Source organism: uncultured Amaricoccus sp., assembly GCF_937891315.1.
Classification (GTDB): Bacteria; Pseudomonadota; Alphaproteobacteria; order Rhodobacterales; family Rhodobacteraceae; genus Amaricoccus.
In genome coordinates, this window is record NZ_CALAGI010000029.1 from 1 (window position 1) to 24,330 (window position 24,330).

Genomic DNA, 24,330 nt, shown 5'->3' on the forward strand with positions numbered 1-24,330 from the left:
CGGCGATCGCGTGGGGACCGAAGATCGCCGCCGAGCACGGCTTCCCGGCCGCGCTAGAAAGCGGCATCGCGGTCGCCACCGTCAGCCTGATCATCGCGAGCTTGCTCGGCGGCCCGCTGACGAAACTGCTGATCGAACGCAACGCGCAATTCAAACGGTGGTCGCGGCGGGCTACATCGTCTTCGTGGTGTTCCCCGCGCTGGGGCGGACCTATCAGGCGGCCGTCCTGTCGGGAGGCTTCACCGGTCTCTCGCTCGGCTCGACCCCGACCGCCATCGCCAGCATGTCGGCGATCACCAGGCGCTATGGGCCGTCGCCGAACGCCTTCGTGATCCTGCCGCTGGTCTCCGCCTTCTTCGTGGACATCGTCAACGTCGGCGCGATCACGCTCTTCCTGCGGCTGTAGCGGGCGGAATGACCGTTGCTAACGGTAACGTACTTCGCAGGTCCGTGATCGCCGCGCACCCTCGGCTCCGTCTTCTGGCCGGGGGTGGCGCACGTGGCGAAGGCTGACATCGCTGAAGCAGGACTCGCACGGGCGATGGAGCGCTTTCCCGAGGCGGCGCCCGCGCTGCGGCGGCTGGCGCGGACCGCCCCCGAGTTCTGCGAGATCTGCGAGGAATACGCCCTGGCCCGGCAGAGCCTCGCCGGCTTCGAGGCGCGCGCGGATGCCGCGGAGCGCCCGGAAATCGGCGACTATCGCACGGTGATCGCCGAGCTCGAACGCGAGATCGACCGCCTGCTGAAGGAGGCTGGACCGGACGGCTGACGCATCGCGCCGGGGGCGCCCGAACAGGATTCCGGCACGCCTGGCGACCTCGGGAGGAACGCCGAAGCAAGGGCGCGCCGGCCAGGAACGAGGCAAGAAGATGAAGAAGTTTCCAACCGCCTTTACCATCCTCTTCGGCCTGATCGTCCTTGTCGCGGCGCTGACCTGGATCATTCCCGCCGGGCAGTACGAGCGGGCGATGAACGAGACGCTCGGCAAGGAGGCGCCGGTTCCCGGCACCTACGCGCAGGTCGAGCCGAACCCGCAGGGCCTCGGCGCGGTGCTGATGGCGCCGATCGCCGGGCTCTACGATCCCGACACCGGCATGGCGAACGCCGTCGACGTGGCGGTCTTCGTGCTGGTCATCGGCGGCTTTCTCGCGGTGGTGACCAGGACCGGCGCCATCGACGCCGGCATCGGCTGGCTGCTGACCGCGCTCAGGGGCCGGGAGATCTGGATGATCCCGATCCTGATGACCGCCTTCGCCTTGGGCGGCACCAGCTACGGCATGGCCGAGGAGAGCCTCGCCTTCTACGCCATCGTGCTGCCGGTCTTCATCCGGGCGGGTTACGACGCGCTGACCGGGGTCGCGGTGATCCTGCTCGGCTGCGGCATCGGCACCCTCGGCTCGACCTTCAACGCCTTCGCGACGGTGGTCGGCTCCAACGCGGCCGGCGTGCCCTTCACCGACGGGCTGCTGCTGCGCGTGTTCATCCTCGTCGCCTGCCTCGCGGCGGGCATCCTCTACGTCGTGCGCTACGCCCGGGCGGTGAAGGCCGACCCGGCGCGCTCGGTCGTCGCGGCGCAGCGCGAGGCGAACGTCCAGCATTTCCTCAAGGGCTCCGAGGTCGGCGCCCCGCTGCCGGAGTTCAACCGCACGCGCGAGGTCATCCTCGCCCTCTTCGGCCTGACCTTCGTCGCCATGCTCTATGGTGTCATCGCCAAGGGCTGGTGGATGGGGCAGATGTCGGCGCTGTTCCTCGGCATGGCGATCCTCACCTTCTTCGTCGCCAAGTTCGACGCCGGCACGAAGATGGATGAACACACCTTCGTCGACACCTTCGTGAACGGCGCCCGCGACCTGCTCGGCGTCGCGCTCATCATCGGCGTGGCCCGCGGCATCGTGGTGGTGATGGACGCCGGCAAGATCACCGACACCATCCTGCATGCCCGCGAGGCGGCGCTGGGCGGGCTCGCCCCGGTCGCCTTCATCAACCGGATGCTGCTGAACCAGACCGTGCTGTCCTTCCTCGTACCCTCGTCCTCCGGCCTCGCCGTCCTGTCGATGCCGATCCTGGCACCGCTCGCCGACTTCGCCGGGGTGGCGCGGAGCCTCGTCGTCACCGCCTACCAGTCGGCGAACGGCTGGGTGAACCTGTTCAACCCGACGTTCGCGGTGGTGATGGGCGGGCTCGCGATCGGGCGGGTAGCCTACGACAAGTGGCTGCGTTTCGTCTGGCCGCTGCTCCTCATCCTCGCCGTCATCGTCTCGGGCGCGCTCAGCCTCTCGGCGATGATGGCCGACACGCCCGCTGCCCAGACCGCCGCGCCCAACGTCACGCCAGCCAACTGAGAGCGCGAACGCGCCAGAACCGGAGGAACCCCATGCAACTCGGCGTCCATTCGGAGATCGGCAAGCTCCGCAAGGTCATGGTCTCGCGCCCCTCGCTCGCCCATGAGCGGCTGACGCCCGGCAACTGTCATGATCTGCTCTTCGATGACGTGATCTGGGTGCAGAAGGCGCGCTCGGACCATGCCGACTTCGTGCTGAAGATGAAAGACCGCGGGATCGAGGTCTTCGATATCCAGGACCTGCTCACTGACATCCTGCGCGACAACCCCGAGGCGCGCGCCTTCATCCTCGACCGGCGGATCACGCCGAACCAGGTCGGGCCGGCGCTCGCCAAGGTGCTGCGCCCCTGGCTCGACGAGGCGGATCCGCATTTCCTCGCGCGGCACCTGCTGGGCGGCGTGGTGCTCGAGGACATGCCAGCGGAGATCGTCACGCCGCTCATGCGCGACGCCCTCTCCGAGACCGAGTTCCTGGTGAAGCCGGTCCCGAACGCCCTCTTCCAGCGCGACCCCTCCTGCTGGATCTACGGCGGTGTCACCTGCAACCCGATGTACTGGCCGGCGCGCAGGCCCGAGGCGCTCATCCAGCGCGCCGTCTACAAGTTCCATCCCGAATTCACCGGCAACGAATTCGAGATCTGGTGGGGCGACAGCGACGAGGACTGGGGCAACACCTCGATGGAGGGGGGCGACGTCATGCCGATCGGCAAGGGCGTCGTCCTCATCGGCATGGGCGAGCGCTCGACGCGACAGGCGGTCAACCAGGTCGCCGACCGCCTGTTCGAGAAGGGCGCCGCCGAGCGGGTCATCGCCTGCGCGATGCCGAAGAGCCGGGCGGCGATGCATCTCGACACCGTCTTCACCTGCCTCGACCACGACAAGGTGACGGCGTTCCGCGCCGTCGTCGACGAGATCACCTGCTTCTCGCTCCGCCCCGACGGCAAGGGCGAGGTCGAGATCATCCGGGAGAAGGGCCACCTCTTCGACGTCTACAAGGACGCGCTCGGCCTGAAGGATCTGCTTGTCATCGGCACCGGCGGCAACGCCTTCGACGCCGAGCGCGAGCAGTGGGACGACGGCAACAACGTCGTCGCCTTGGAGCCCGGGGTCATCGTCGGCTACGACCGCAACACCCACACCAACACGCTGCTCAGGAAGGCCGGGGTCGAGGTCGTCACCATCGGCAGCCAGGAGCTCGGCCGTGGCCGCGGCGGCGGCCACTGCATGACCTGCCCGATCCTGCGCGATCCGGCCTACTGAGGGAGGGGAAGCCCATGTCGTTCAATCTCAAGGGTCGCAGCTACCTGAAGCTCGACGACTTCAGCCAGCGCGAGATGCTCTACCTCCTCGACCTCTCCCGCGACCTGAAGCGGGCGAAGTACAGTGGCACCGAGCGCGAGTTGCTCAAGGGCAAGGAAATCTGCCTGATCTTCGAGAAGACCTCGACCCGCACCCGCTGCGCCTTCGAGGTGGCGGCGCATGACCAGGGCGCGCATGTCACCTATCTCGATCCGAGCGGCAGCCAGATCGGCCACAAGGAGTCGATGAAGGACACCGCCCGCGTCCTCGGGCGGATGTTCGACGCCATCGAGTTCCGCGGCTCGTCGCAGCACGCGGTGGACGACCTCGCCAAATACGCCGGCGTCCCGGTCTACAACGGCCTGACCGATGACTGGCACCCGACGCAGATGCTCGCCGACATGCTGACCATGGTCGAGCATTCCGACAAGCCGCGCAGCCAGATCGCCTACGCCTTCCTCGGCGACGCGCGCAACAACATGGGCAACTCGCTCCTCGTGCTCGGCGCCATGATGGGCTGCGATGTCCGCATGGTGGCGCCGAAGGCCAACCAGCCGCATGACGACGTGCAGGCGATCGCGAAGAAATGGGCGGATCAGACCGGCGCGCGGCTGATGGTGACGGACGACATCGACGCGGGCGTGAAGGGCGTCGACTTCGTCCACACCGACGTCTGGGTCTCGATGGGCGAGCCGAAGGAGGTCTGGGCCGAGCGGATCAAGCTGCTCTCGCCCTACCAGGTCAACGCGGCCCTGATGAAGAAGACCGGCAATCCGACGGTGAAGTTCATGCACTGCCTCCCCGCCTTCCACAACACCGAGACCAAGGTCGGCCAGGACATCTTCGAGAAGTTCGGGATCAAGGAGATGGAGGTGACGGAAGAGGTCTTCGAGAGCCCGATGAACGTCGCCTTCGAACAGGCCGAGAACCGGCTGCACACCATCAAGGCGATCCTCGTCGCCACCCTCGCGGGGTGACGCCAATGGCCCGCATCGTCGTCGCCCTCGGCGGCAACGCCCTCCTGAAGCGCGGCGAGGCCCTCACCGCATCGAACCAGCGCCGCAATGCCCGCGTCGCGGCGGAGGCGCTGGCCCCGCTCTGCGCCGGAAACGAGCTGGTCATCACCCACGGCAACGGTCCGCAGGTCGGGTTGCTCGCGCTGCAGGAACTCGCCTGGCCGGGTGAGGATGCGCCGCTCGACGTGCTCGGCGCCGAGACCGAAGGCTCGATCGGCTACATGATCGAGCAGGAACTCGGCAACCTCCTGCCCGCCGAGACACCCCTCGCCACCCTCCTGACCATGGTCGAGGTCGGTCCCGACGACCCGGCCTTCGCCGACCCGACCAAGTTCGTCGGCCAAGTCTACGACGAGGCCGAGGCGAAGGCCGAGGCCGCGTCGAAGGGCTGGACGGTCAAGCCCGACGGCGACAAGTGGCGGCGCGTCGTCCCCTCGCCGCCGCCGAAGCGCATCTTCCAGCTTCGCCCGATCCGCTGGCTGCTGGAGAAGGGCACCGTCGTCATCGCCGCCGGCGGCGGCGGCATCCCGACGATGTACGAGAAGGGAACGAAGCGCCTCGTCGGCGTCGAATGCGTCATCGACAAGGATCGCGCCACCGCGCTCCTCGCCCGCGAGATTGGCGCGAGCGTCTTCGTCTGCGCCACCGACGCCGACGCGGTCTACCTCGACTGGGGCAAGCCGTCGCAGCGGGCGATCCGCTGGGCAACGCCCGACGCGATGGACGCCTATTCCTTCCCCGCCGGTTCGATGGGCCCGAAGGTCGAGGCAGCGCAGGACTTCGCCCGCGCCACCGGCGGCCGGTCGATCATCTGCGCCCTCGCCGACGTCGCCGCCGCCGTGCGCGGCGACAAGGGCACCACCATCGCCCCCAATGCCGGGGAGACCACCTTCCGCTGAGGCCCGCCGATGCGCTTCCACCGATCGCCCGCTCCGAAGCCCCTCGGCCTCTGGTCGGCGCTCGTCCCCGTCGTCACGCTGGTCGTCCTCCTCGGCCTCTCCTTCACCCTCTTCGGCGACGGCGCGGCGAGCGGCCCGAACCAGGTGGCGCTCCTCTTCTGCTCCCTCGTCGCCATCGCCGTCGCCCGGTGGCACGGCCACACGATCGACTCGTTGCGCGACGCCGCCGTCGCCAGCGTCACCGCCGGTCTGCCCGCGATCTTCATCCTCCTCTCCGTCGGTGCCCTGATCGGCACCTGGGCGATGAGCGGCACGCTGACCGCCATGGTCTACTTCGGCCTGCAGCTCCTCAGCCCCGCCTTCTTCTACCCGACGACCTGCCTGATCTGCCTCGTCGTCGCCGTCTCGATCGGCAGTTCCTGGACCACCGCCGGCACCCTCGGCATCGGCCTGATGGGCATCGCCCGTGAGATGGGCCTCGATCCGGCGATCACCGCAGGGGCTGTCATCTCCGGCGCCTATTTCGGCGACCGCCTGTCGCCGCTCTCCGGCACCGCCAACCTCGCCTGCGCCGCCGCCGGGGCCGACCTCTACGACCATGTCCGCGAGTCGCTCTGGACCGCGGTCCCCTCTCTCGCCATCGCGCTCCTCGTCTTCTGGTCGCTCGGCGCCCCGGTCGCGTTCGACCCCTCGGCGGCCACCGCCCGTATCGCGGCCGTCGCCGACCCGCGCCTCCTCCACTTCCTGCCGCTCTTCCTCGTGCTCCTGATGGCCGCCCTGCGCTGGCCGCCCTTCGTCGCCATCTTCCTCGGGGCGCTGGCCGGCGCGGTCCTCGCCGTCGTGGACGCCCCGGACCGCGTCGTGGCCTTCGCCGGCCCGGCGCCGACCCACGACCTCGCGCTCCTCAAGGGCGTCTGGTCCGCCCTCTCCGACGGCTTCGTGTCGACGACAGGCGAGCCCGTCGTCGACACGCTCCTCACCCGCGGCGGCATGGCGAGCATGTTGCCGACGGTCTGGCTCATCCTCGTCGCCCTCGCCTTCGGCGGCTTCATCGAGAAGGCCGGTGTCCTCGAGCGCCTGATCGGCCCGGTCATCGCCGCCGCCCGCTCGGTCGGCGCGCTCTGCACCGCGCTCGTCGCCGCCGCGTTCGGCACCAACCTGCTGGCCTCCGACCAGTATATCGCCGTCGTCCTCCCCGGCCGGATGTTCCGCCCGGCCTTCGCCGCCCGCGGCCTCGCGCCCGTCGTCCTGTCCCGCTCCCTCGGCGACAGCGCGGCCGTTACGTCGCCGCTCGTCCCCTGGAACAGCTGCGGCGCCTACATGGCCGCGACCCTCGGCGTCGCGACCACGAGCTACCTCCCCTACGCCGTCTTCAACCTCCTCAACCCGCTCGTCTCGATCGCCTTCGCCTTCCTCGGCCTGCGCCTGCTGCGCGCGCCGGGAGCGGTCACCGAAAGGAGCCTGCCATGACTCTCCGCGCCGCCGTCGCCGCCTGCGCCCTGCTCGCGGCGGCGCCCGCCCTCGCGCAGCAGGCGAGCACCGCCGACATCGACAGGATGATGGCGGTGATCGAGGCGCAGCAGAAGCAGATCGACGCCATGCGGGCCGAGCTGAACACGCTGAAGTCGCAGCGGACCGCCAGCGCCGCCCCGACCCACGCCGCCCCCGTCGCGGTCGCCGCGACCACCGCCCCGGCCGCCCCGTCGGTCGACGAGGACGACCGGACCGGCGCCCAGATGGTCGCCGAGGGCTTCACCTGGAAGGACACCAGCGGCCGCTCCCTGACGCTCTCCGGTCAGATCAACCCCGCGTTCAACGTCGTCGACGACGGCATCTCCACCGACGTCTTCATCGTCGACAACGACACCTCCGGCACCCGCTTCCGCCTCGACGCCGACGCGCCGCTGGGGCAGACGACGCTCGGCGCCACCCTCGAGATCGGTGCCAGCCCCAACAACTCCTACGACGTCAGCCAGCTCGCCCCCCAGACCGACGCCGACTTCAACGTCCGCCGCGCCGAGGTCACCTTCCGCGACGACCGCTACGGCCGCCTGCAGCTCGGCAAGGGCTCGAGCGCCGCCGACGACACCGCCGAATACGACCTCTCGCTGGTCGCCGGCCCGATCATGTACGCCGGCGTCGCCGACATCGCCGGCGGCATCCTCTTCACCGACGGCACCGACTATTCCGGCACCACCGTCGGCGACGCCTTCTTCGACTTCGACGGCGACCGCCTCGCCCGAATCCGCTACGACACCCCGATGTTCGGCCCGCTCCAGGGATCGGCTTCCTACGGCCAGGACGACCAGTGGGCGGCCGCCGTCACCCTCGGCGGCGACTATGGCGACTGGAGCGGCTGGACCGTCGGCGACTTCACCGTTCTTGCCGCTGCCTCGGTCTACAACACGACCGACGACACGGTCGACTACGCCTACGCCGCGTCCGGCTCGGTGCTGCACGACCCGACCGGGCTGAGCCTCACCCTCTCCACCGGCGGCTACCATCTCGCCGAGGGCGACGACCCGTCAAACGTCTACGCCAAGCTCGGCTGGGACACGGAGTTCTGGCCGCTGGGGCCGACCGGCTTCGGCGTCGACTACACCCAAGGCGACAACATTTCGTCCGAGGGTGCCGACGGCACATCCTACGGACTTGCCGCCGTACAGCGCATCGACCGCTACGGTATCGACCTCTACGCGCAGATTCGCCGGTACGAGCTCGACCAAACCTCGGATCCTGAACTGAACAACGTCACCGTCGGCACCTTCGGCACGAAGTTCACCTTCTGATCCCGGCGGGTCGACGGATGTCTGGCTGGCGGGTCGACGGATGTCTGGCTGGCGGTTCTGGCCGGCGGTCGAGCGTCCCCCCTTGAACTGGCCGGGACCGCGATAGCGCGGCAATCGACAACCGCGCGGCGACCTGCCTCGGGGAGAGTCATTTCTCAGGGGCGGGCCAGATGCGACATCCGCGCGCCGCGGGGCCATTTCGGCACGGCGCATTCGACCCCCTGCGCCGAGATCACGCCGAACGCGTCCTAGGCCGAGGTCGCGGTCTTGCGACCTCGGCTCGGCGAACTTCGCGGCGCACGTCATGCTTTCGGACCTCGACGCGGCCAAGCTGGCACGCGCAGTCGCGACCGCCACGCGGATGCTCGACAACGTCATCGACGCGACGCTCTACACCATCCCCCAAGCCGAGTGCTCAAACGCGCCCCGGCCAGCCTCGGACCCACGGGCCTCCGGGACGCGCTCCAAACGCCGCGCGTCCCCTATGCCAGCGACGCCGCCGTCGCCTGTCAGAAATGGACCGAGCGCGTCGTGCCCGGCTTCTCGAGCGGTGGCGCGAACTTGGTCAGGTTGATGCCCTCCACGGCCGCCTTGTACTCCTCCGCGGTCGGCGTGCGCCCGAGGATGGCGGACAGGACGACCACCGGAGTCGATGCGAGCAGGGACTCGCCCTTCTTCTCCGCCGTGTCCTCGACGACACGCCCCTGGAACAGGCGTGTGGAGGTGGCCAGGACCGTGTCGCCCTTCTCGGCCTTCTCCTGGTTGCCCATGCAGAGGTTGCAGCCGGGACGCTCGAGATAGAGGATGTTCTCGTACTGGGTACGGGCCGTGTTCTTCGGGAACATGTCGTCGAATTCGAAGCCCGAGTACTTCTGCAGGATCTCCCAGTCGCCCTCGGCCTTGAGCTCGTCGATGATGTTGTAGGTGGGCGCCGCCACGACGAGAGGCGCCTTGAACTCCACCTTGCCCTGCGCCTTCTCGACGTTCTTCAGCATCTGGGCGACGATCTTCATGTCGCCCTTGTGCACCATGCAGGAGCCGACAAAGCCCAGATCGACCTTCTTCGTCCCGCCATAGTAGGAAACGGGGCGGATCGTGTCGTGGGTATAGCGGCGCGACACGTCGGCGTTGTTCACGTCGGGGTCGGCGATCATCGGCTCGTCGATCAGGTCCAGGTCCACGACGACCTCGGCGAAGTATTTCGCGGTGTCGTCGGGGGACAGCGCGGGCTTTTCACCCGAGCGGATTTCCGTGATGCGCGCATCGGCCTTGTCGATCAGGCCCTGAAGCGTCTGCGCGGCATTGTCCATGCCCTTGTCGATCATGATCTGGATGCGCGACTTGGCGATCTCCAGCGACTCGATCAGCGTCTCGTCCTGGCTGATGCAGATCGAGGCCTTGGCCTTCATCTCCGCCGTCCAGTCGGTGAAGGTGAAGGCCTGGTCGGCCAGCAGCGTGCCGATATGGACCTCGATGATCCGCCCCTGGAACACGTTGTCGCCATGCTGCTTCAGCATCTGCGCCTGGGTCGCGTGCACCACGTCGCGGAAGTCCATCCAGGGCTTCATCTTGCCCTTGAACGTCACCTTGACCGATTGCGGGACCGGCATCGTCGCCTCGCCCGTCGCCAGCGCCAGCGCCACGGTGCCCGAGTCGGCGCCGAAGGCCACGCCCTTGGACATGCGGGTATGGCTGTCGCCGCCGATGATGATCGCCCAGTCATCCACGGTGATGTCGTTCAGCACCTTGTGGATCACGTCCGTCATCGAATGATAGACGCCCTTCGGGTCGCGGGCGGTGATGACGCCGAAGTTGTTCATGAAGGACATGAGCTTCGGAATGTTGACCTGCGCCTTCTTGTCCCAGACCGAGGCGGTGTGACAGCCCGACTGATAGGCGCCATCGACGATCGGCGAGATGACGGTCGCCGCCATCGCCTCGAGCTCCTGCGCCGTCATCAGGCCGGTGGTGTCCTGCGACCCCACGATGTTCACCTTGACCCGCACGTCCGAGCCGGCGTGCAGCACCTTGCCCGGGGTCACGCCGACGGCGTTGCGGTTGAAGATCTTCTCGACGGCGGTCAGGCCCTGGCCCTCGACGGTGATCTCCTTGTTGGGGGCGAAGACCGCCGTCGGCTCGATGCCCAGCGTCTCCGCCGCGAAGGTCTGGAGCTTCTTGCCGAAGACGATGGCATAGGAGCTGCCCGCCCGCATGAACTCCACCTTCTGCGGGGTGAAGGCGGCCGCCACGTCGACCAGCTCCTTGCCGCTCTCGTCGCGGAGCTTCTTGTTCTTGACGTCGATCGTCAGGACGGTGCCGGTCTCGACCGAATATGTCTGATCGAGGATCGGGTTGCCTTCGTTGTTGAGGATCGGCTTGCCGTCCGCGCCGGTCTTCTTGACCCAGTTCTTCAGGTTGATGCCGATGCCGCCGGTCACGTCGACCGTGGTCGCGAAGATCGGCGAGATGCCGTTGGTGCCGGCGACGACCGGGGCCACGTTGACGAAGGGCACATAGGGGCTGGCCTTGCGGCCGGTCCAGAGCGCCACGTTGTTCACACCGGACATGCGCGACGAGCCGACGCCCATCGTCCCCTTTTCCGCGATCAGCATCACCCGCTTGTCGGGATGCTGCTCGCGCATCGCCACGATCTCCTGCTGCGCCGCGGGCGAGATCATGCACAGGCCGTGCAGCTCGCGGTCGGACCGCGAATGCGCCTGGTTGCCGGGGGACAGCAGGTCGGTGGAGATGTCGCCTTCCGCGGCGACATAGGTCACGACCTTGATCTCGTCCTCGATGTCCGGGAGCTTTGTGAAGAACTCGGCCTTGGCATAGCTTTCGAGGATGCCCTTCGCGACCGCGCTGCCGGCCTTGTAGGCATCGCCCAGCCGGGCCATGTCGGCATCGTAGAGGAACACCTGGGTCTTCAGCACCTCCGCGGCCTGCGCCGCGATCGCCGGATCATCCCCGAGCGCCAGATCGAGGAGAACCTCGACGGACGGGCCGCCCTTCATGTGCGACAGAAGCTCGAACGCGAAGGCGGGCGTGATCTCGGGGACGACGGCGGCGCCGAGGATGATCCGCTTCAGGAACTTCGCCTTCACCCCCGCGGCGTTCGTCGTGCCGGGCAGGGTGTTGTAGATGAAGAACTCGAGCGAGCGTTCCCGGTGCTCGTTCCCGGGCGCCTCGATCTGCGCGATGAGTTCTCCGACCAGCGCCCCATCGTCGATGGGCTTGGGATGCAGACCCTGCTCCTTGCGCGTCTCAATCTCGGTCAGGTAGTCCGTGTACAGGCTCATGGCGATCCCCCCGGTTCGGCGCTGCGTGCTGAACACCGAAGCAAAGCCCACCGTGAAGCACCCGGCAAACGGCGGCTAGCTCGATTTTATGCCGAAGTAGGCGAAATGAACGGGAATGGCAAGGGATTCTCTGCCGGGCGGAATGCCCGGGTAGGCCCGAAATCGAGCGGCGCGTCACGGGGTGACGCCGTTAGGGCCGCCGGGACCGCCCGGCCATGGTCCGCGCGGCGCCCGCGGGCGCCGGCGCCGTCGCGACGCTCCACCGCCGGCGCGCAGGGCTGGACACTCTCCGCTGGACACTCGCCATCAGCGCATTCTCCGGGTAGATTGCCAGAAAGCCGCGGGAAGTCATCGAAATCCTCAGAAACCGGGCGCCATGCTCCAGAACCCCATGCTCACCTTGTGCATCAGTTCGTCCTGCCCCGAACGCCGGATTTCAGCGGCCGGCCTCACGGCATTCAGCGCGTGCGGACTGGCGCCGTCATCGGATCGCGGGCACGCCGGGCGCGCCATTCCGGACAAGGTGTCGAGAAGGCGCTCCTCATGTCGGGAAAGCAGGGGTCCGACGCCAGAAGGATCGACATCGTCGGGCACGTTCCGCCGATAGGCCGCGAAAACCGCGTCCAGAACCTCGCGCAGTGCGTCCTGGGACAAGGCGCGCGCAACGGCATCCTCGACAACGCCCTTCTCGCCGCCTTGCCGCAGCCAATCCCGGTAGATTGCGACAAGAAGCGCCTCGTCTTCGTTGAGGTCGCTGAATCCGAGGCTGACCATCCGATGTTCCCCGCGTTCGAGATTTGAAAGCTGGGTGGCGGTCGCGACCTGGGCACGGATCAATAGCCGCTCCACGCCATTCCGGCAACAAGGAACGCGGGCGGGCAGCGGTCAGTTTGAAATTCAGGTTTCAGGTCGCCGGGCTTCAGGTCGCCGGGCTTTGGCGAGATGGTTTCCCAAAGCCTGGCGATCCGCCCGCGGGTGGTTTCGATCCCGCGTTCTCGCGTGATGCGATCTGGTGGAAACTCCACCTTCTCCCCGAAAGGCGAGACGATGTGAACTGGCGCGGTGGATGTCCCGCCCAGCGGCGTCTCGCGTGGTGTTGCGGCGCCGAAGCCGGTGCTCACACCAGATCGTCCAACCTCCGTTCGAGCCTCTTCCGGTCCGGTCGCAAGGGTCCGGACCGGCTCATGAAGTGCGCCGAGACGATCGTTTCCGCCGCTGGCGAAAGCGCGCAATAGAGCCGGGCGAAGAGCGCCCGCGCCCCCGGGCCCGGCCAGTCCGGCGGCAGGAACGGTGGCGGCAGCAGGGGGTCGCGCAGCGCCAGTTCCCGGTATGCGTGGACGAGAAGCAGCCTGAGCCCGAGCGCGGCGTCGTGTGGCACGTCCCCCGAGTCCCACGGTTCGAAATGCTCGATGAAACAACGCATGCGTCCGGACAGCGCCGAAAGCTGCCAGGCCGCGGCGAGCAGGTCGCCCAGTCTCCCGTCGTCCGTCGCGGCGGAAAACAAGCACCCCGGAAGCCGTGGCAACGACGCTCCGCGGTCGGGCAGAACCGCGAGATGCGGGGACAGGAATCCGAAACGATGCCGGGCGAGGATCCGTGCCGCCGCCTCGCGGTTCTCGTCCGGCAGGGCAACGAGATGCCAGGCGCGCATCGGTGCCGGCTCAACCGGCGCGTAGATCAGCCGGGCGGCCGCGGAGAAGGCACCGGCCGCGCGCTGGGTCAATCGGTAGTAGCTCCGCCGGCCTTCCCTGGTTCCTTCCAGTTGCCCCGCGGCGACCAGTCGGCTCAACGCGGTCCGTACGCGGGATTCCGAGATGCCCACGGTTGCGAGTGTTTCCAAGATGTTACCGGTCCACACCTCGCCGCCCCTCGGTGAGATCACGTCGCCGTAGAGCGTCACTATGAAGGTCGCCGCGCTGACGGGTAAGGCGTTGAGCAGGCCGGCGAACGCGCCGGACGGCTCCGCGGGAGCGGCGTGGCTGGTCATGCTGTCTCACGCAAAGCTCGCTCCATATGGGCAGACTCACAGAAGCATCACGCTTTGTCCAAGATTTTTCCGTTTGCTGTGATGTTTCTATATACATTGACCGACCGGTCGGCTAATGTCTGATCAACAAGACGACTCGGGTGGGAGGAAATCGACGAATGGACGCCTTCATCTGCGATGCGGTCAGGACGCCGATCGGGCGCTATGCGGGGGCGCTCGCTTCCGTCCGCGCCGACGATCTCGCCGCCGTCCCGCTGCGGGCGCTGGCCGAACGCAACACCGGCGTGCGCTGGGAAGAGGTCGATGACCTGATCTTCGGCTGCGCCAACCAGGCGGGCGAGGACAACCGCAACGTCGGGCGGATGGCGGTGCTGCTCGCCGGCCTACCGATCGCGGTGCCGGGGACGACGATCAACCGGCTGTGCGGCTCCGGCATGGACGCGGTCGGGCAGGCGGCGCGGGCGATCCGGGCGGGCGACGCCGACCTGATGCTCGCCGGCGGCGTCGAGAGCATGACCCGCGCGCCCTTCGTGATGCCCAAGGCCGAGAGCGCCTACAGCCGCGCCAACGCCGTCTACGACACCACGATCGGCTGGCGCTTCGTCAACCCGAAGATGAAGAAGCAGTTCGGCGTCGACTCGATGCCGCAGACCGCCGACAATGTCGCGGCCGATTTCAACATCTCCCGCGCCGATCAGGACGCCTTCGCGGCCCTGAGCCAGGCACGGTGGGCGGCGGCGCAGAAGGCCGGCAAGTTCAAGGACGAGATCGTCCCGGTGACGATCCCGCAGAAGAAGGGCGATCCGATCGTCTTCGACACCGACGAGCATCCGCGCCCCGGCACCACCGCCGAGTCGCTGACCAAGCTCAAGGGCGTCAACGGGCCGGACCTCACCGTCACCGCGGGCAATGCCTCGGGCGTCAACGATGGCGCGGCGGCGCTGGTCCTCGCCTCCGAGGCGGCGGCGAAGGCGCACGGGCTGACCCCGAAGGCGCGGGTCGTCGCGATGGCGGCGGCGGGCGTCGAGCCGCGGATCATGGGCATTGGCCCCGCGCCGGCGGCGAAGCGCGTTCTGGCGCGGGCCGGGCTGACGATCGGGCAGATGGACGTGATCGAGCTCAACGAGGCGTTCGCGGCGCAGGGGCTGGCGACGCTCCGGGACCTTGGCCTGCCGGACGATGCGGAGCATGTCAATCCCAATGGCGGCGCGATCGCGATCGGCCATCCGCTCGGCATGTCGGGCGCGCGGCTGATCACCACCGCCATGTACGAACTGCACCGCCGCGGCGGCCGCTACGCGCTCTGCACCATGTGCATCGGCGTCGGCCAGGGTATCGCCGCGATCATCGAACGCGTCTGAGGGAGGAAGTCATGTACGCACAGCTGGTCCAGACCGACGGCCTGAAGTCCGCCGAGGAGATGACGCCCGAGGAGCGCGCCTTTCAGGAGCGCATCGACCGCGGCGAGAAGATCGAGCCGAAGGAGTGGATGCCCGAGGGCTACCGCAAGACCCTGATCCGCCAGATCGGCCAGCACGCCCATTCCGAGATCGTGGGCCAGCTGCCCGAGGGCAACTGGATCACCAGAGCACCCACGCTCGAGCGCAAGGCGATCCTGCTCGCCAAGGTGCAGGACGAGGCCGGGCACGGGCTCTATCTCTACTGCGCCGCCGAGACGCTCGGGGTCAGCCGCGACGAGCTGATGGAGCGGCTGCACAACGGCAAGATGAAGTATTCCTCGATCTTCAACTATCCCACCCTGACCTGGGCCGACATGGGCGCGGTCGGCTGGCTGGTCGACGGCGCGGCGATCATGAACCAGGTGCCGCTGCAGCGGACCAGCTTCGGCCCCTATTCCCGGGCGATGATCCGCATCTGCAAGGAAGAGAGCTTCCACCAGCGGCAGGGCTATGCCGTGATGATGAAGATGGCCGCCGGCACCCCGGCGCAGAAGGCGATGGCGCAGGATGCGCTCAACCGGCTCTGGTATCCGGCGCTGATGATGTTCGGGCCGTCGGACAAGGACTCGGTGCATTCCGCCCAGTCGATGGCCTGGAAGATCAAGATGAACACCAACGACGAGCTTCGGCAGAAGTTCGTCGACCAGACGGTGCCGCAGGTGAAGTACCTCGGGCTGACCGTGCCCGACCCGGAACTGAAGTGGAACGAGGAAAAGGGCGGCCACGACTTCTCCGAGCCTGACTGGTCGGAGTTCTTCGACGTGATCGCCGGCAACGGCCCCTGCAACGCCGACCGCCTCGGCGCCCGGGTCAAAGCCTGGGACGACGGCGCCTGGTTCCGCGAGGGGCTGGTCGCCCACGCCGAGAAGGCCGCCGCCCGCCGCGCGCCCGTCGCCGCCGAATAAAAGCCAGGAATGCGCGCAGGCGCAGCCCGAGTCAGGGGAGAGAACGAATGTCCAAGGAATGGCCGCTCTGGGAAGTCTTCATCCGGGGCCAGCACGGGCTGAACCACCGCCACGTCGGCAGCCTGCACGCGCCGGACGCCGAAATGGCGATCAATAACGCCCGCGACGTCTACACCCGCCGCAACGAGGGCGTGTCGATCTGGGTGGTGCCGTCGGCCGCGATCACCGCGTCGAGCCCGTCGGAGAAGGGCCCGCTCTTCGAGCCCGCCAACTCCAAGGTCTATCGCCACCCGACCTTCTACGACATCCCCGAAGAAGTGGGGCATATGTGATGCCTTCGCTTCCCGACATGACCACGCCCGACGTGGCGGAGCTGGCGCGCGCGGCCGTCAGCACCGGCCACCACAACGAGATCCCGAGGCCGGACGAAGGGCAGGACGCGCTCTTCGAGGTGCTGCTCCGCCTCGGCGACGCGACGCTGATCCTCGGGCATCGCGTTTCCGAATGGTGCGGGCATTCGCCGGCGCTGGAGGAGGATATCGCGCTCGCCAACGTCGCGCTCGACCTCATCGGCCAGACGCAGATGTGGCTCGGCCTCGCCGGCGAAGTCGAGGGCAAGGGGCGGTCGGCCGACGATCTCGCCTATCTCCGCGACGCCTGGGACTTCCGCAATCCGTTGATCGTCGAGCGCCCGAACGGCGACTTCGGCCACACGCTGATGCGGCAGTTCCTGTTCGACGCCTTCCATTTCGAGCTGCTGAAGGCGCTGACCTCCTCGTCCGACTCCCGCGTCGCCGAGATCGCCGCCAAGGCCTCGAAGGAAGTCGCCTACCACCTCGAACGCTCGTCGGACCTCGTGATCCGCCTCGGAGACGGCACGGACGAGAGCCGGCGCCGGATGCAGGCGGCGCTCGATGCGCTCTGGCCCTACGCGGGCGAGCTGTTCCTCGCGGACGAGAAGGACGTTGCCGTCGCGGCCGAGGGCGTCGCCCCCAACCCGCGCGACCTCAAGGCCGCCTGGGACGCGATCGTGCGCGACGTGCTGACCGAGGCGACGCTGACGATCCCCGAGGGCACCTTCGCCCACAAGGGCGGCAAGCGCGGCGTCCATACCGAGTATCTCGGCTACATCCTCGCCGACATGCAGTTCCTGCAGCGCGCCTATCCCGGCAGCTCCTGGTAGGACCGAGGCCATGATGACCGCGACCCACCCCAGCACCGCCGAGGTCTGGGACTGGCTGAGCCATGTCCCCGACCCCGAGATCCCGGTGATCAGCCTGACCGACCTCGGCATCATCCGCGATGTCGCCTGGGACGACGACACCCTCGTCGTCACCGTGACGCCCACCTATTCCGGTTGCCCGGCGACGGCGATCATCAACCTCGACATCGAGACGCACCTGCGCGGTCACGGCGTCGAGAAACTGAAGCTGAAGCGCCAGATCTCGCCGCCATGGACCACCGACTGGATCAGCGCCGAGGGCCGCGACAAGCTGCGCGCCTACGGCATTGTCCCGCCGATCGACGGCACCGCCGCCGACGGACGGCTGATCGGCCGCGTCAACCGGATGGCCGGCGGCAACCTCGCCATCGCCTGCCCGCGCTGCGGGTCCGTGCATACCTCCAAGGTCAGCCAGTTCGGCTCCACGCCGTGCAAAGCCAGCTACCGCTGCGACGACTGCCTGGAGCCCTTCGACTACTTCAAGTGCATCTGAGCGGACAAGGACAACCGAAATGGCACGCTTCCATTCCCTCGATGTCGTCGACGTCCGCAAGGAAACGCGCGACGCCGTCGTCGTCACCCTGAAGCCGCGCGCCGAGGACGCGGCGCTCTTCAACTTCACCCAAGGGCAATACCTCACCTTCCGCCGCAAGTTCGAGGATGACGAACTCCGCCGCAGCTACTCGATCTGCGCGGGCCGGGGCGAAGGCCACCTCCAGGTCGGCATCAAGCGCGTCGACGGCGGCGCCTTCTCCACCTGGGCCAACGAGGACCTCAAGGCCGGCACCACCCTCGAAGCCATGCCCCCGATGGGTCGCTTCTTCACCGCCATCGAGCCCGAGGCGGCGAAGAACTACCTCGGCTTCGCCGGCGGCTCCGGCATCACGCCGCTCCTCTCGATTATCAAGACCGTGCTCGCGGCGGAGCCGAAGGCGACCTTCACCCTCGCCTACGCCAACCGCCAGATCAGCTCGATCATGTTCCGCGAGGAGCTGGAGGACCTGAAGAACCGCTACCTCGGCCGCCTTTCGATCATCCACATCCTCGAATCCGAGGCCCAGGACATCGAGCTCTTCACCGGCCGTATCGACTCTGCGAAATGCGCGGCGCTCTTCGAGAGCTGGATCGACCTCCCCTCCATCACCACCGCCTTCATCTGCGGCCCTGAGCCGATGATGCTGGCCATCGCCGGCGCCCTGAAGGAGCATGGCCTCAGCGACCAGCAGATCAAGTTCGAGCTCTTCGCCTCCGGCCAGCCCGGCCGCGCGGCGAAGCGCGCGACTTCGACCGAGGTCTCGACCTCGAACTCCACCGAAGCCACCGTCACCCTCGACGGCGCCACCCGCTCGTTCCGCATGCCCAAGGCCGGCGTCAGCCTGCTCGACGCGGCGCTCGAGGCCAATATCGACGCGCCCTACGCCTGCAAGGCCGGCGTCTGCTCGACCTGCCGGGCCAAGGTGCTGGAGGGCGAGACCGAGATGGCGATCAACCACGCCCTCGAGGATTACGAGGTCAAGCAGGGCTACGTGCTCACCTGCCAGTGCTTCCCGCTGAGCGACAAGGTCGTCGTCAGCTTCGACCAGTGAGGGAGAGGGAAATGTCCGACGCCACCACAAGCTCCGACGCCATGCCGATCGAGGACTATCTCGCTCAGGGCGGCCAGCTCACCTCGCCCGGCAACGTCCCCGCCCGCTACCGGGGCGAGTTGCTGCGCCTGATGGCGAACTTCGTCGACAGCGAGCTCGCCGCCTCCGCCGGCTTCGCCGACACGATCAACGACGCACCGGGCATCACCGCCCGCATCGCCGCCTGCCGCATCACGCTGGAAAAGGCCGACCACGCCGAGCGCGTTCTCGACCTGATGGGCGACTTCGGCGTCGACGAGGGCCGCTACGCGACGCAGCACCCCTGGGCCGCCCGCCTGCCGCGCGATGCCACCCTCGGTCATGCCCGCCACGGCGCCGACATGCGCCTCGCCGTCTTCCACTACCCGATCGAGGGTTGGACCGACGCCATCGTCCTCAACGTCCTGCAGGGCCTCGCCGCTACCGTGACGCTGGCGGAGATGGGCCGGGTTTCCTACGCCCCCCTCGCCGACGTCTTCCGCGCCATCGCCCCACGTGAGAAGCGCCACACCGACCTCGGCGTCACCGGCCTCGCGGAAATCGCCGCGACCGAGGAGGGGCGCGCCGAAGCAAGGGCCTCAATCGCCTACTGGCGCCCCCGCGTCGCCGACAGCTTCGGCGCCGCCAAGTCCGCCCGGTACGAGACGCTCCGGCGCTTCGGCCTCCGCCACCGCCCGAACGAGGCGCTGCTCGCCGACTGGACCGCAGCGGTCACGGCCGCGCTCGCCCCTCTCGGCCTCGACTGAGGAAACGCCCATGACCGTCGAAGTGACCACGAAGCCCCGCACGCTCGAGAGCTACCTCGGCGGTCAATGGGTCAAGGGCCAGGGCAAGGGTCAGACCCTGCTCGACGCCTCGACCGGCGCCCCCGTCGCCCGCATCGATTCGACCGGCGCCGACTTCGCCGGCGCCCTCGACCACGGCCGCGAGGCCGGCCGGAAGCTCCGCAAGCTCTCCTTCCACGAGCGCGCCCTGATGCTGAAGGCGCTCGGCCAGTTTCTGATGGCGAACAAGGAGGAATTCTACGCCGAGAGCTTCGCCACCGGCGCCACGCGGGCCGACAGCTGGATCGACATCGAGGGCGGGGCAGGAACCCTCCTCTCCTACGCCTCCAAGGCCCGACGCGAGCTGCCGAACACCCGCGTCCTGATCGACGGCGACGTGGAGGTCCTGTCCCGCGACTCGACCTTCTCCGCCCAGCACATCCTCACCCCGCTGGAAGGCGTGGCGATCCACATCAACGCCTTCAACTTCCCGGTCTGGGGGATGCTGGAGAAGGTCGCCCCGACCTTCATCGCCGGCATGCCCTCGATCGTGAAGCCGGCCTCGCAGACCGCCTACCTGACCGAACTGGTCGTCCGCCGCATCGTCGAGAGCGGCATCCTGCCCGAAGGCGCGATCCAGCTCATCGCCGGCTCGACCGGGGATCTCCTCGACCACGTGACGGGGCAGGACGTCGTCACCTTCACCGGGTCCGCCTGGACCGGCCGCAAGCTGCGCTCCGGCGCGGCCATCGTCGAGAACTCCACCCGCTTCACCATGGAGGCCGACAGCCTCAACGCCGCCATCCTCGGCCCCGACGCCGCCCCCGGCACGCCGGAATTCGACCTCTTCGTCAAGGAAGTCGCGCGCGAGATGACGGTGAAGGCGGGCCAGAAATGCACCGCCATCCGCCGCGTCATGGCGCCCCGCGCCTTCACCGACGCGCTGGTCGCCGCCCTCGGCGACCGGCTGGCAAAGACCCCGCTCGGCGATCCGTCGAACGAGGCGACCCGCATGGGGGCGCTGGCCAGCCTCGACCAGCGTCGCGAGGTGCGCGAGCGCATCCGCGAGTTGCAGACCGAGGCGGAGATCGTCGCCGGCAACCCGGACGAGGTGCGCGTCGCCTCGGGCGATGCGGAAAAGGGTGCCTTCCTCAACCCGGTCGTCCTCTACGCCGACGCGCCCCTGACCAAGAACGCCATCCACGACGTCGAGGCCTTCGGCCCGGTCTCCACCGTCATGCCCTACGACGACCTCGACGAGGCCGTCGCGCTGGCGAAACGCGGCAAGGGCTCGCTCGTCGCCTCCGTCTTCACCGACGACAAGGCGGTGGCGGAGGAAGTCGTCCTCGGCCTCGCCCCCTTCCACGGCCGCGTCCTCATCGGCAACCGCCTGAGCGCCAAATCCTCCACCGGCCACGGCTCCCCCCTCCCGGTCCTCGTCCATGGCGGCCCCGGCCGCGCCGGCGGCGGCGAGGAGATGGGCGGGGTTCGCGGCGTGAAGCACTACATGCAGCGCACCGCGGTCCAGGGCGCCCCGCGGCTCCTCTCCGCCGTCACCGGCCGCTGGATCGAGGGCGCCGACAGCTCCAGCGACGGGATACATCCGTTCCGCAAATCGCTGGCTGAATTGAAGATCGGCGACCAGCTCGTCACCGCCACCCGGCAAGTCACGCTGGAGGACATCGAGCATTTCGCCAACTTCACCGGCGACACCTTCTACGCCCACATGGACGAGGCCGCGGCGAAGGCCAACCCCTTCTTCGACGGTCGCGTCGCCCACGGCTATCTCATCGTCAGCTTCGCCGCCGGCCTCTTCGTCGACCCCGCGCCCGGTCCCGTCCTCGCCAACTACGGCGTCGACTCCTTGCGCTTCCTGACGCCGGTCTACCCCGGCGATACGCTGGGCGTGCGGCTCACGGCCAAGGAGATCAACCCCCGCTCCGGCGCCGAGCATGGCGAGGTCCGCTGGGACTGTCAGGTGACCAAGCAGGACGGCGCCCTCGTCGCCCAGTACGACGTCCTGACCATGGTGGCGAAGACCTGGCCACCGGCCGCCTGACCACCTCGCCAACCGACCTTCGGCACCGACCAAGAACAAGACGGCTCCAGGAGGAGGAGAACCCCATGCCCACCACCGCCCGGTCCTTCGGCCGGCTGCTGCTGCCTGCGCTCCTCGCGCTCTCGCCCGTCGCCGCCAGCGCCGCCTCCGAGGTGACGATCCTCCGCGACCAGTGGGGCATCCCGCACGTCTACGCCGACGACGTCCACGGCCTCTACGCAGGCTTCGGCTATGCGGTGGCCGAGGATCGCCTCTTCCAGATGGAGATGGCTCGCCGCTCGGTCCTCGGCACCACCGCCGAGGTGCTCGGCCCCGACCAGGTCGAGTACGACACCAGGACCCGCGCCAACTTCGACCCGGCGCGGATCCGCGCCCAGATCGAGGCGCTGTCGCCCGAGGAACGCGCGATCCTCACAGGCTACGCCGCCGGCTGGAACAAGCGGCTCGCCGAGGTGATGGCTGACCGCGCCAACCTCCTGCCGAAGCAGTTCACCGACTTCGGCTTCGAACCGACTCCCTGGACCGACTTCGACGTGGCGATGATCTACGTCGGCACCATGGCCGGCCGCTTCTCCCACTTCTCGAACGAGCTCAACAATGCCCAGGTGCTCGACGCGCTGGTTGCCCAGCACGGCGAAGCCACAGGCAGGCAGCTGTTCGACCAGATCTTCTGGATCGAGGACCCGCTCGCGCCCACGACCGTCCCCGCCGGCCAGCAGTACCAGAAGAAGGCCGAGGCCCCGGCGCCCATCGACACCACCCGCTTCGCCGGCCTCGCCGGCCTGCCCGGCATCGGCGGCAGCGAGGACGACCGCCCGCGTGCCAGCAACCTCTGGCTCCTCGGCCCGGAGAAGACCACCGATGGCAGCACCATCCTCGTCAACGGCCCGCAGTTCGGCAACTACAACCCGGCCTACGTCTTTTCCATAGGCCTGCACGGCGCCGGCTTCGACCTGACCGGCAACACCCCCTTCGCCGTGCCGAACGTGCTCTTCGGCACCAACGGCACCATTGCCTGGGGCGCCACAGCCGGCCCGCTCGACGTCAACGACTACGTCGAGCTGACCCTCAACCCGGAGAACCCGCAGCAGTACCGCCAGGGCGACGGCTGGGCCGACATGCGCCTGCGCCAGGAGACGATCCCGGTCAAGGGCGCCGACCCCGTCACCGCTGACATCTGGGAGTCGGACTACGGCGTCGTGCAGGTCCTCGACCCCGAGAAGAACCGCGCCTTCGCCTTTCACCGCGCCTGGGACGGCTACGAGATCCAGACGCTGATGGCCTGGATCCGCTCGACGCAGGCGCAGGACTACGACCAGTGGCTCGACGCGGCAGAGGACGTGGCGACGACGATCAACTGGTACTACGCCGACAAGGACGGCAACATCGGGTACGTCTCGCCCGGCTACCTGCCGCTGCGCGCCGAGGGCCAGGATCTGCGCCTGCCCGCCAGGGGCGACGGCAGCCAGGACTGGAAGGGCATCCGCCCCTTCGCCGACGTGCCGAAGACCCTCAACCCGGAGCAGGGCTGGATCGCCAACTGGAACAACCGCTCCGGCAAGGACACCGTCTCCACCGTCGAGGGAAGCCCCTGGGGTTCCGCCGACCGCGTGGTCGAGATCATGTCGCGGATCGAGGCCAAGGACCGCTTCACTCCCGAGGAGGTCTGGAACATCCTGCCGGAAACCAGCTTCGTCGACGTCAACGCCCGCTACTTCGTCCCGCGCATCCTCGAGGCTGGCGCCAGCTTGCCGGCCGACGACCCGCGCCAGCCGATGATGGCCGCGCTCGCCGGCTGGGACACCCGCCAGATCCGCGATGCCGACGGCAACGCGACCTCGCCCGCCGTCGCGATCCTGCGCACGTGGATGGACGAGATGGTCGCCGGAGTCCTCCTCGACGACGCACCCTCGATCCCGGCCAAGGTCATGCAGAACCGCATTGCGCTGCCTTCGGCGCTCCTCAACAACGCGCTTATGGGCGAGGATGCCGGCGTGTCGCAGGCCTACGATTTCTTCAACGGCCAGGATCCCGACGCGGTGGTGCTGGCCGCCCTCGACAAGGCCCGCGCCACGCTCGCCGGGCAGTTCGGCAGCGATGACGTCGCGACCTGGCTCCTGCCGCTCGACCAGCACGTCTTCGACACGAAGAACTACCTCGCCGTTCCCCAGGCGAGCCCTGACGAAGCCCTCGCCATCGGCACCGCGATGAACCGCGGCACCGAGAACGACATGGTCCGCTTCCTGGATGGCAAGGTCAGCTTCTGCGCCGTCACGCCCCCGGGCCAGAGCGGCTTCGTCGCCCCCGACGGCACCCGGTCGCCGCACTACGACGACCAACTCCAGCTCTACGCCGACTTCGACTGCCGTCCCCAGGCCTTCTACCGCGATGATGTCGAGAAGGCCGCAACCGGGCGAACCGTCTTCACGGTGGAATGAGGTCCCCGCCGGGCGCCCCAACCCGGCGGCACGCTTCACCTGCCACGGTCCCGCCGCGGCGATGCGCTTGCGGCGGCCCGAGGTTGATGCCACTGATCGGGGGCAGAGGTCAGCGAGGAGAACTCCGTTGCGTCTCGCCTGTCTCGCGCTTCTCGCCCTCGCCTTCCCGGCCCTCGCCGACCCCGCCGCCGACGAGGCGGCGATCCGCCAGCGGTTCCTGGACTGGA

22 protein-coding genes and 1 pseudogene are annotated in these 24,330 nt (G+C 68.3%); 19 read left to right on the plus strand and 4 right to left on the minus strand.

Annotation, left to right across the window (positions count from 1 at the left end; genetic code table 11):
• Positions 1–5: 5 nt before the first annotated feature.
• From Q0480_RS17930 to Q0480_RS17935, 10 genes and pseudogenes are all read left to right on the plus strand, one after another.
• Positions 6–133, plus strand: a pseudogene (locus Q0480_RS17930) (sodium/glutamate symporter); the annotation flags it as partial.
• A 24-nt stretch (positions 134–157) separates the two neighbouring features.
• Entirely contained in the window at positions 158–406 is a 249-nt protein-coding gene (locus Q0480_RS02110; RefSeq protein WP_299130147.1) for a sodium/glutamate symporter, read from the plus strand.
• A 93-nt stretch (positions 407–499) separates the two neighbouring features.
• Positions 500–769, plus strand: coding sequence for a hypothetical protein (locus Q0480_RS02115; protein WP_299130149.1), 270 nt, complete (start codon positions 500–502; stop codon positions 767–769).
• Positions 770–869: 100 nt separating this feature from the next.
• On the plus strand, positions 870–2,342 hold the full coding sequence (locus tag Q0480_RS02120) for a YfcC family protein (RefSeq protein ID WP_299130150.1): 1,473 nt from the start codon (positions 870–872) through the stop codon (positions 2,340–2,342).
• 32 nt (positions 2,343–2,374) lie between these two features.
• Positions 2,375–3,601 carry an arginine deiminase gene (locus Q0480_RS02125; protein WP_299130151.1) on the plus strand — a complete coding sequence of 409 codons (1,227 nt, stop codon included), beginning with the start codon at positions 2,375–2,377 and terminating at the stop codon, positions 3,599–3,601.
• A gap of 14 nt (positions 3,602–3,615) precedes the next feature.
• A complete protein-coding gene (locus tag Q0480_RS02130; protein ID WP_299130153.1) occupies positions 3,616–4,617 on the plus strand; it encodes an ornithine carbamoyltransferase in 1,002 nt (333 codons plus the stop codon).
• 5 nt (positions 4,618–4,622) lie between these two features.
• Positions 4,623–5,555, plus strand: a complete 933-nt coding sequence (gene arcC / locus Q0480_RS02135; protein WP_299130154.1) for a carbamate kinase — start codon at positions 4,623–4,625, stop codon at positions 5,553–5,555.
• Positions 5,556–5,564: 9 nt separating this feature from the next.
• Positions 5,565–7,025, plus strand: a complete 1,461-nt coding sequence (locus Q0480_RS02140; protein ID WP_299130156.1) for a Na+/H+ antiporter NhaC family protein — start codon at positions 5,565–5,567, stop codon at positions 7,023–7,025.
• Complete coding sequence (locus tag Q0480_RS02145) at positions 7,022–8,344, plus strand: porin (protein WP_299130157.1); 1,323 nt, start codon at positions 7,022–7,024, stop codon at positions 8,342–8,344. Before Q0480_RS02140 ends, Q0480_RS02145 begins: the two co-directional genes overlap by 4 nt.
• 211 nt (positions 8,345–8,555) lie before the next feature.
• Positions 8,556–8,918: a hypothetical protein gene (locus tag Q0480_RS17935; protein ID WP_366940809.1), complete on the plus strand. Its 363-nt coding sequence runs from the start codon at positions 8,556–8,558 to the stop codon at positions 8,916–8,918.
• Here Q0480_RS17935 and Q0480_RS02150 read toward each other — a convergent pair.
• The 4 genes from Q0480_RS02150 to Q0480_RS02165 form a co-directional block, all read right to left on the minus strand.
• Positions 8,854–11,643, minus strand: coding sequence for a bifunctional aconitate hydratase 2/2-methylisocitrate dehydratase (locus tag Q0480_RS02150; protein ID WP_299130158.1), 2,790 nt, complete (start codon positions 11,641–11,643; stop codon positions 8,854–8,856). The two genes, Q0480_RS17935 and Q0480_RS02150, sit on opposite strands and share 65 nt — an antisense overlap.
• A 360-nt stretch (positions 11,644–12,003) precedes the next feature.
• Positions 12,004–12,480 carry a hypothetical protein gene (locus Q0480_RS02155; protein ID WP_299130160.1) on the minus strand — a complete coding sequence of 159 codons (477 nt, stop codon included), beginning with the start codon at positions 12,478–12,480 and terminating at the stop codon, positions 12,004–12,006.
• Positions 12,477–12,764 (minus strand): hypothetical protein, encoded by a 288-nt coding sequence (locus Q0480_RS02160; protein WP_299130161.1) that lies wholly within the window; start codon positions 12,762–12,764, stop codon positions 12,477–12,479. The genes Q0480_RS02155 and Q0480_RS02160 overlap by 4 nt, the downstream gene beginning before the upstream one ends.
• Complete coding sequence (locus Q0480_RS02165; protein WP_299130163.1) at positions 12,761–13,630, minus strand: PaaX family transcriptional regulator C-terminal domain-containing protein; 870 nt, start codon at positions 13,628–13,630, stop codon at positions 12,761–12,763. The genes Q0480_RS02160 and Q0480_RS02165 overlap by 4 nt, the downstream gene beginning before the upstream one ends.
• Before the next feature lie 158 nt (positions 13,631–13,788).
• On the opposite strand from Q0480_RS02165, the gene pcaF reads away from it, so the two are divergent.
• The 9 genes from pcaF (at position 13,789) to Q0480_RS02210 (ending at position 24,103) form a co-directional block, all read left to right on the plus strand.
• Positions 13,789–14,991 carry a 3-oxoadipyl-CoA thiolase gene (gene pcaF, locus Q0480_RS02170; protein ID WP_299130166.1) on the plus strand — a complete coding sequence of 401 codons (1,203 nt, stop codon included), beginning with the start codon at positions 13,789–13,791 and terminating at the stop codon, positions 14,989–14,991.
• 11 nt (positions 14,992–15,002) lie between these two features.
• Entirely contained in the window at positions 15,003–15,995 is a 993-nt protein-coding gene (gene paaA, locus Q0480_RS02175) for a 1,2-phenylacetyl-CoA epoxidase subunit PaaA (RefSeq protein ID WP_299130168.1), read from the plus strand.
• Positions 15,996–16,042: 47 nt separating this feature from the next.
• Entirely contained in the window at positions 16,043–16,327 is a 285-nt protein-coding gene (gene paaB, locus Q0480_RS02180; RefSeq protein ID WP_299130169.1) for a 1,2-phenylacetyl-CoA epoxidase subunit PaaB, read from the plus strand.
• Complete coding sequence (gene paaC, locus Q0480_RS02185) at positions 16,327–17,178, plus strand: 1,2-phenylacetyl-CoA epoxidase subunit PaaC (protein WP_299130171.1); 852 nt, start codon at positions 16,327–16,329, stop codon at positions 17,176–17,178. The genes paaB and paaC overlap by 1 nt, the downstream gene beginning before the upstream one ends.
• Positions 17,179–17,191: 13 nt before the next feature.
• Positions 17,192–17,710, plus strand: a complete 519-nt coding sequence (gene paaD / locus Q0480_RS02190; protein ID WP_299130172.1) for a 1,2-phenylacetyl-CoA epoxidase subunit PaaD — start codon at positions 17,192–17,194, stop codon at positions 17,708–17,710.
• A 19-nt stretch (positions 17,711–17,729) separates the two neighbouring features.
• A complete protein-coding gene (locus tag Q0480_RS02195; protein WP_299130173.1) occupies positions 17,730–18,803 on the plus strand; it encodes a 2Fe-2S iron-sulfur cluster-binding protein in 1,074 nt (357 codons plus the stop codon).
• Positions 18,804–18,814: 11 nt separating this feature from the next.
• Positions 18,815–19,588 carry a Phenylacetic acid catabolic protein gene (locus tag Q0480_RS02200; RefSeq protein WP_299130175.1) on the plus strand — a complete coding sequence of 258 codons (774 nt, stop codon included), beginning with the start codon at positions 18,815–18,817 and terminating at the stop codon, positions 19,586–19,588.
• Between the two features lie 10 nt (positions 19,589–19,598).
• Entirely contained in the window at positions 19,599–21,665 is a 2,067-nt protein-coding gene (paaZ, locus tag Q0480_RS02205) for a phenylacetic acid degradation bifunctional protein PaaZ (RefSeq protein WP_299130177.1), read from the plus strand.
• Between the two features lie 65 nt (positions 21,666–21,730).
• Positions 21,731–24,103, plus strand: coding sequence for a penicillin acylase family protein (locus Q0480_RS02210; RefSeq protein ID WP_299130179.1), 2,373 nt, complete (start codon positions 21,731–21,733; stop codon positions 24,101–24,103).
• Positions 24,104–24,330: the final 227 nt, after the last annotated feature.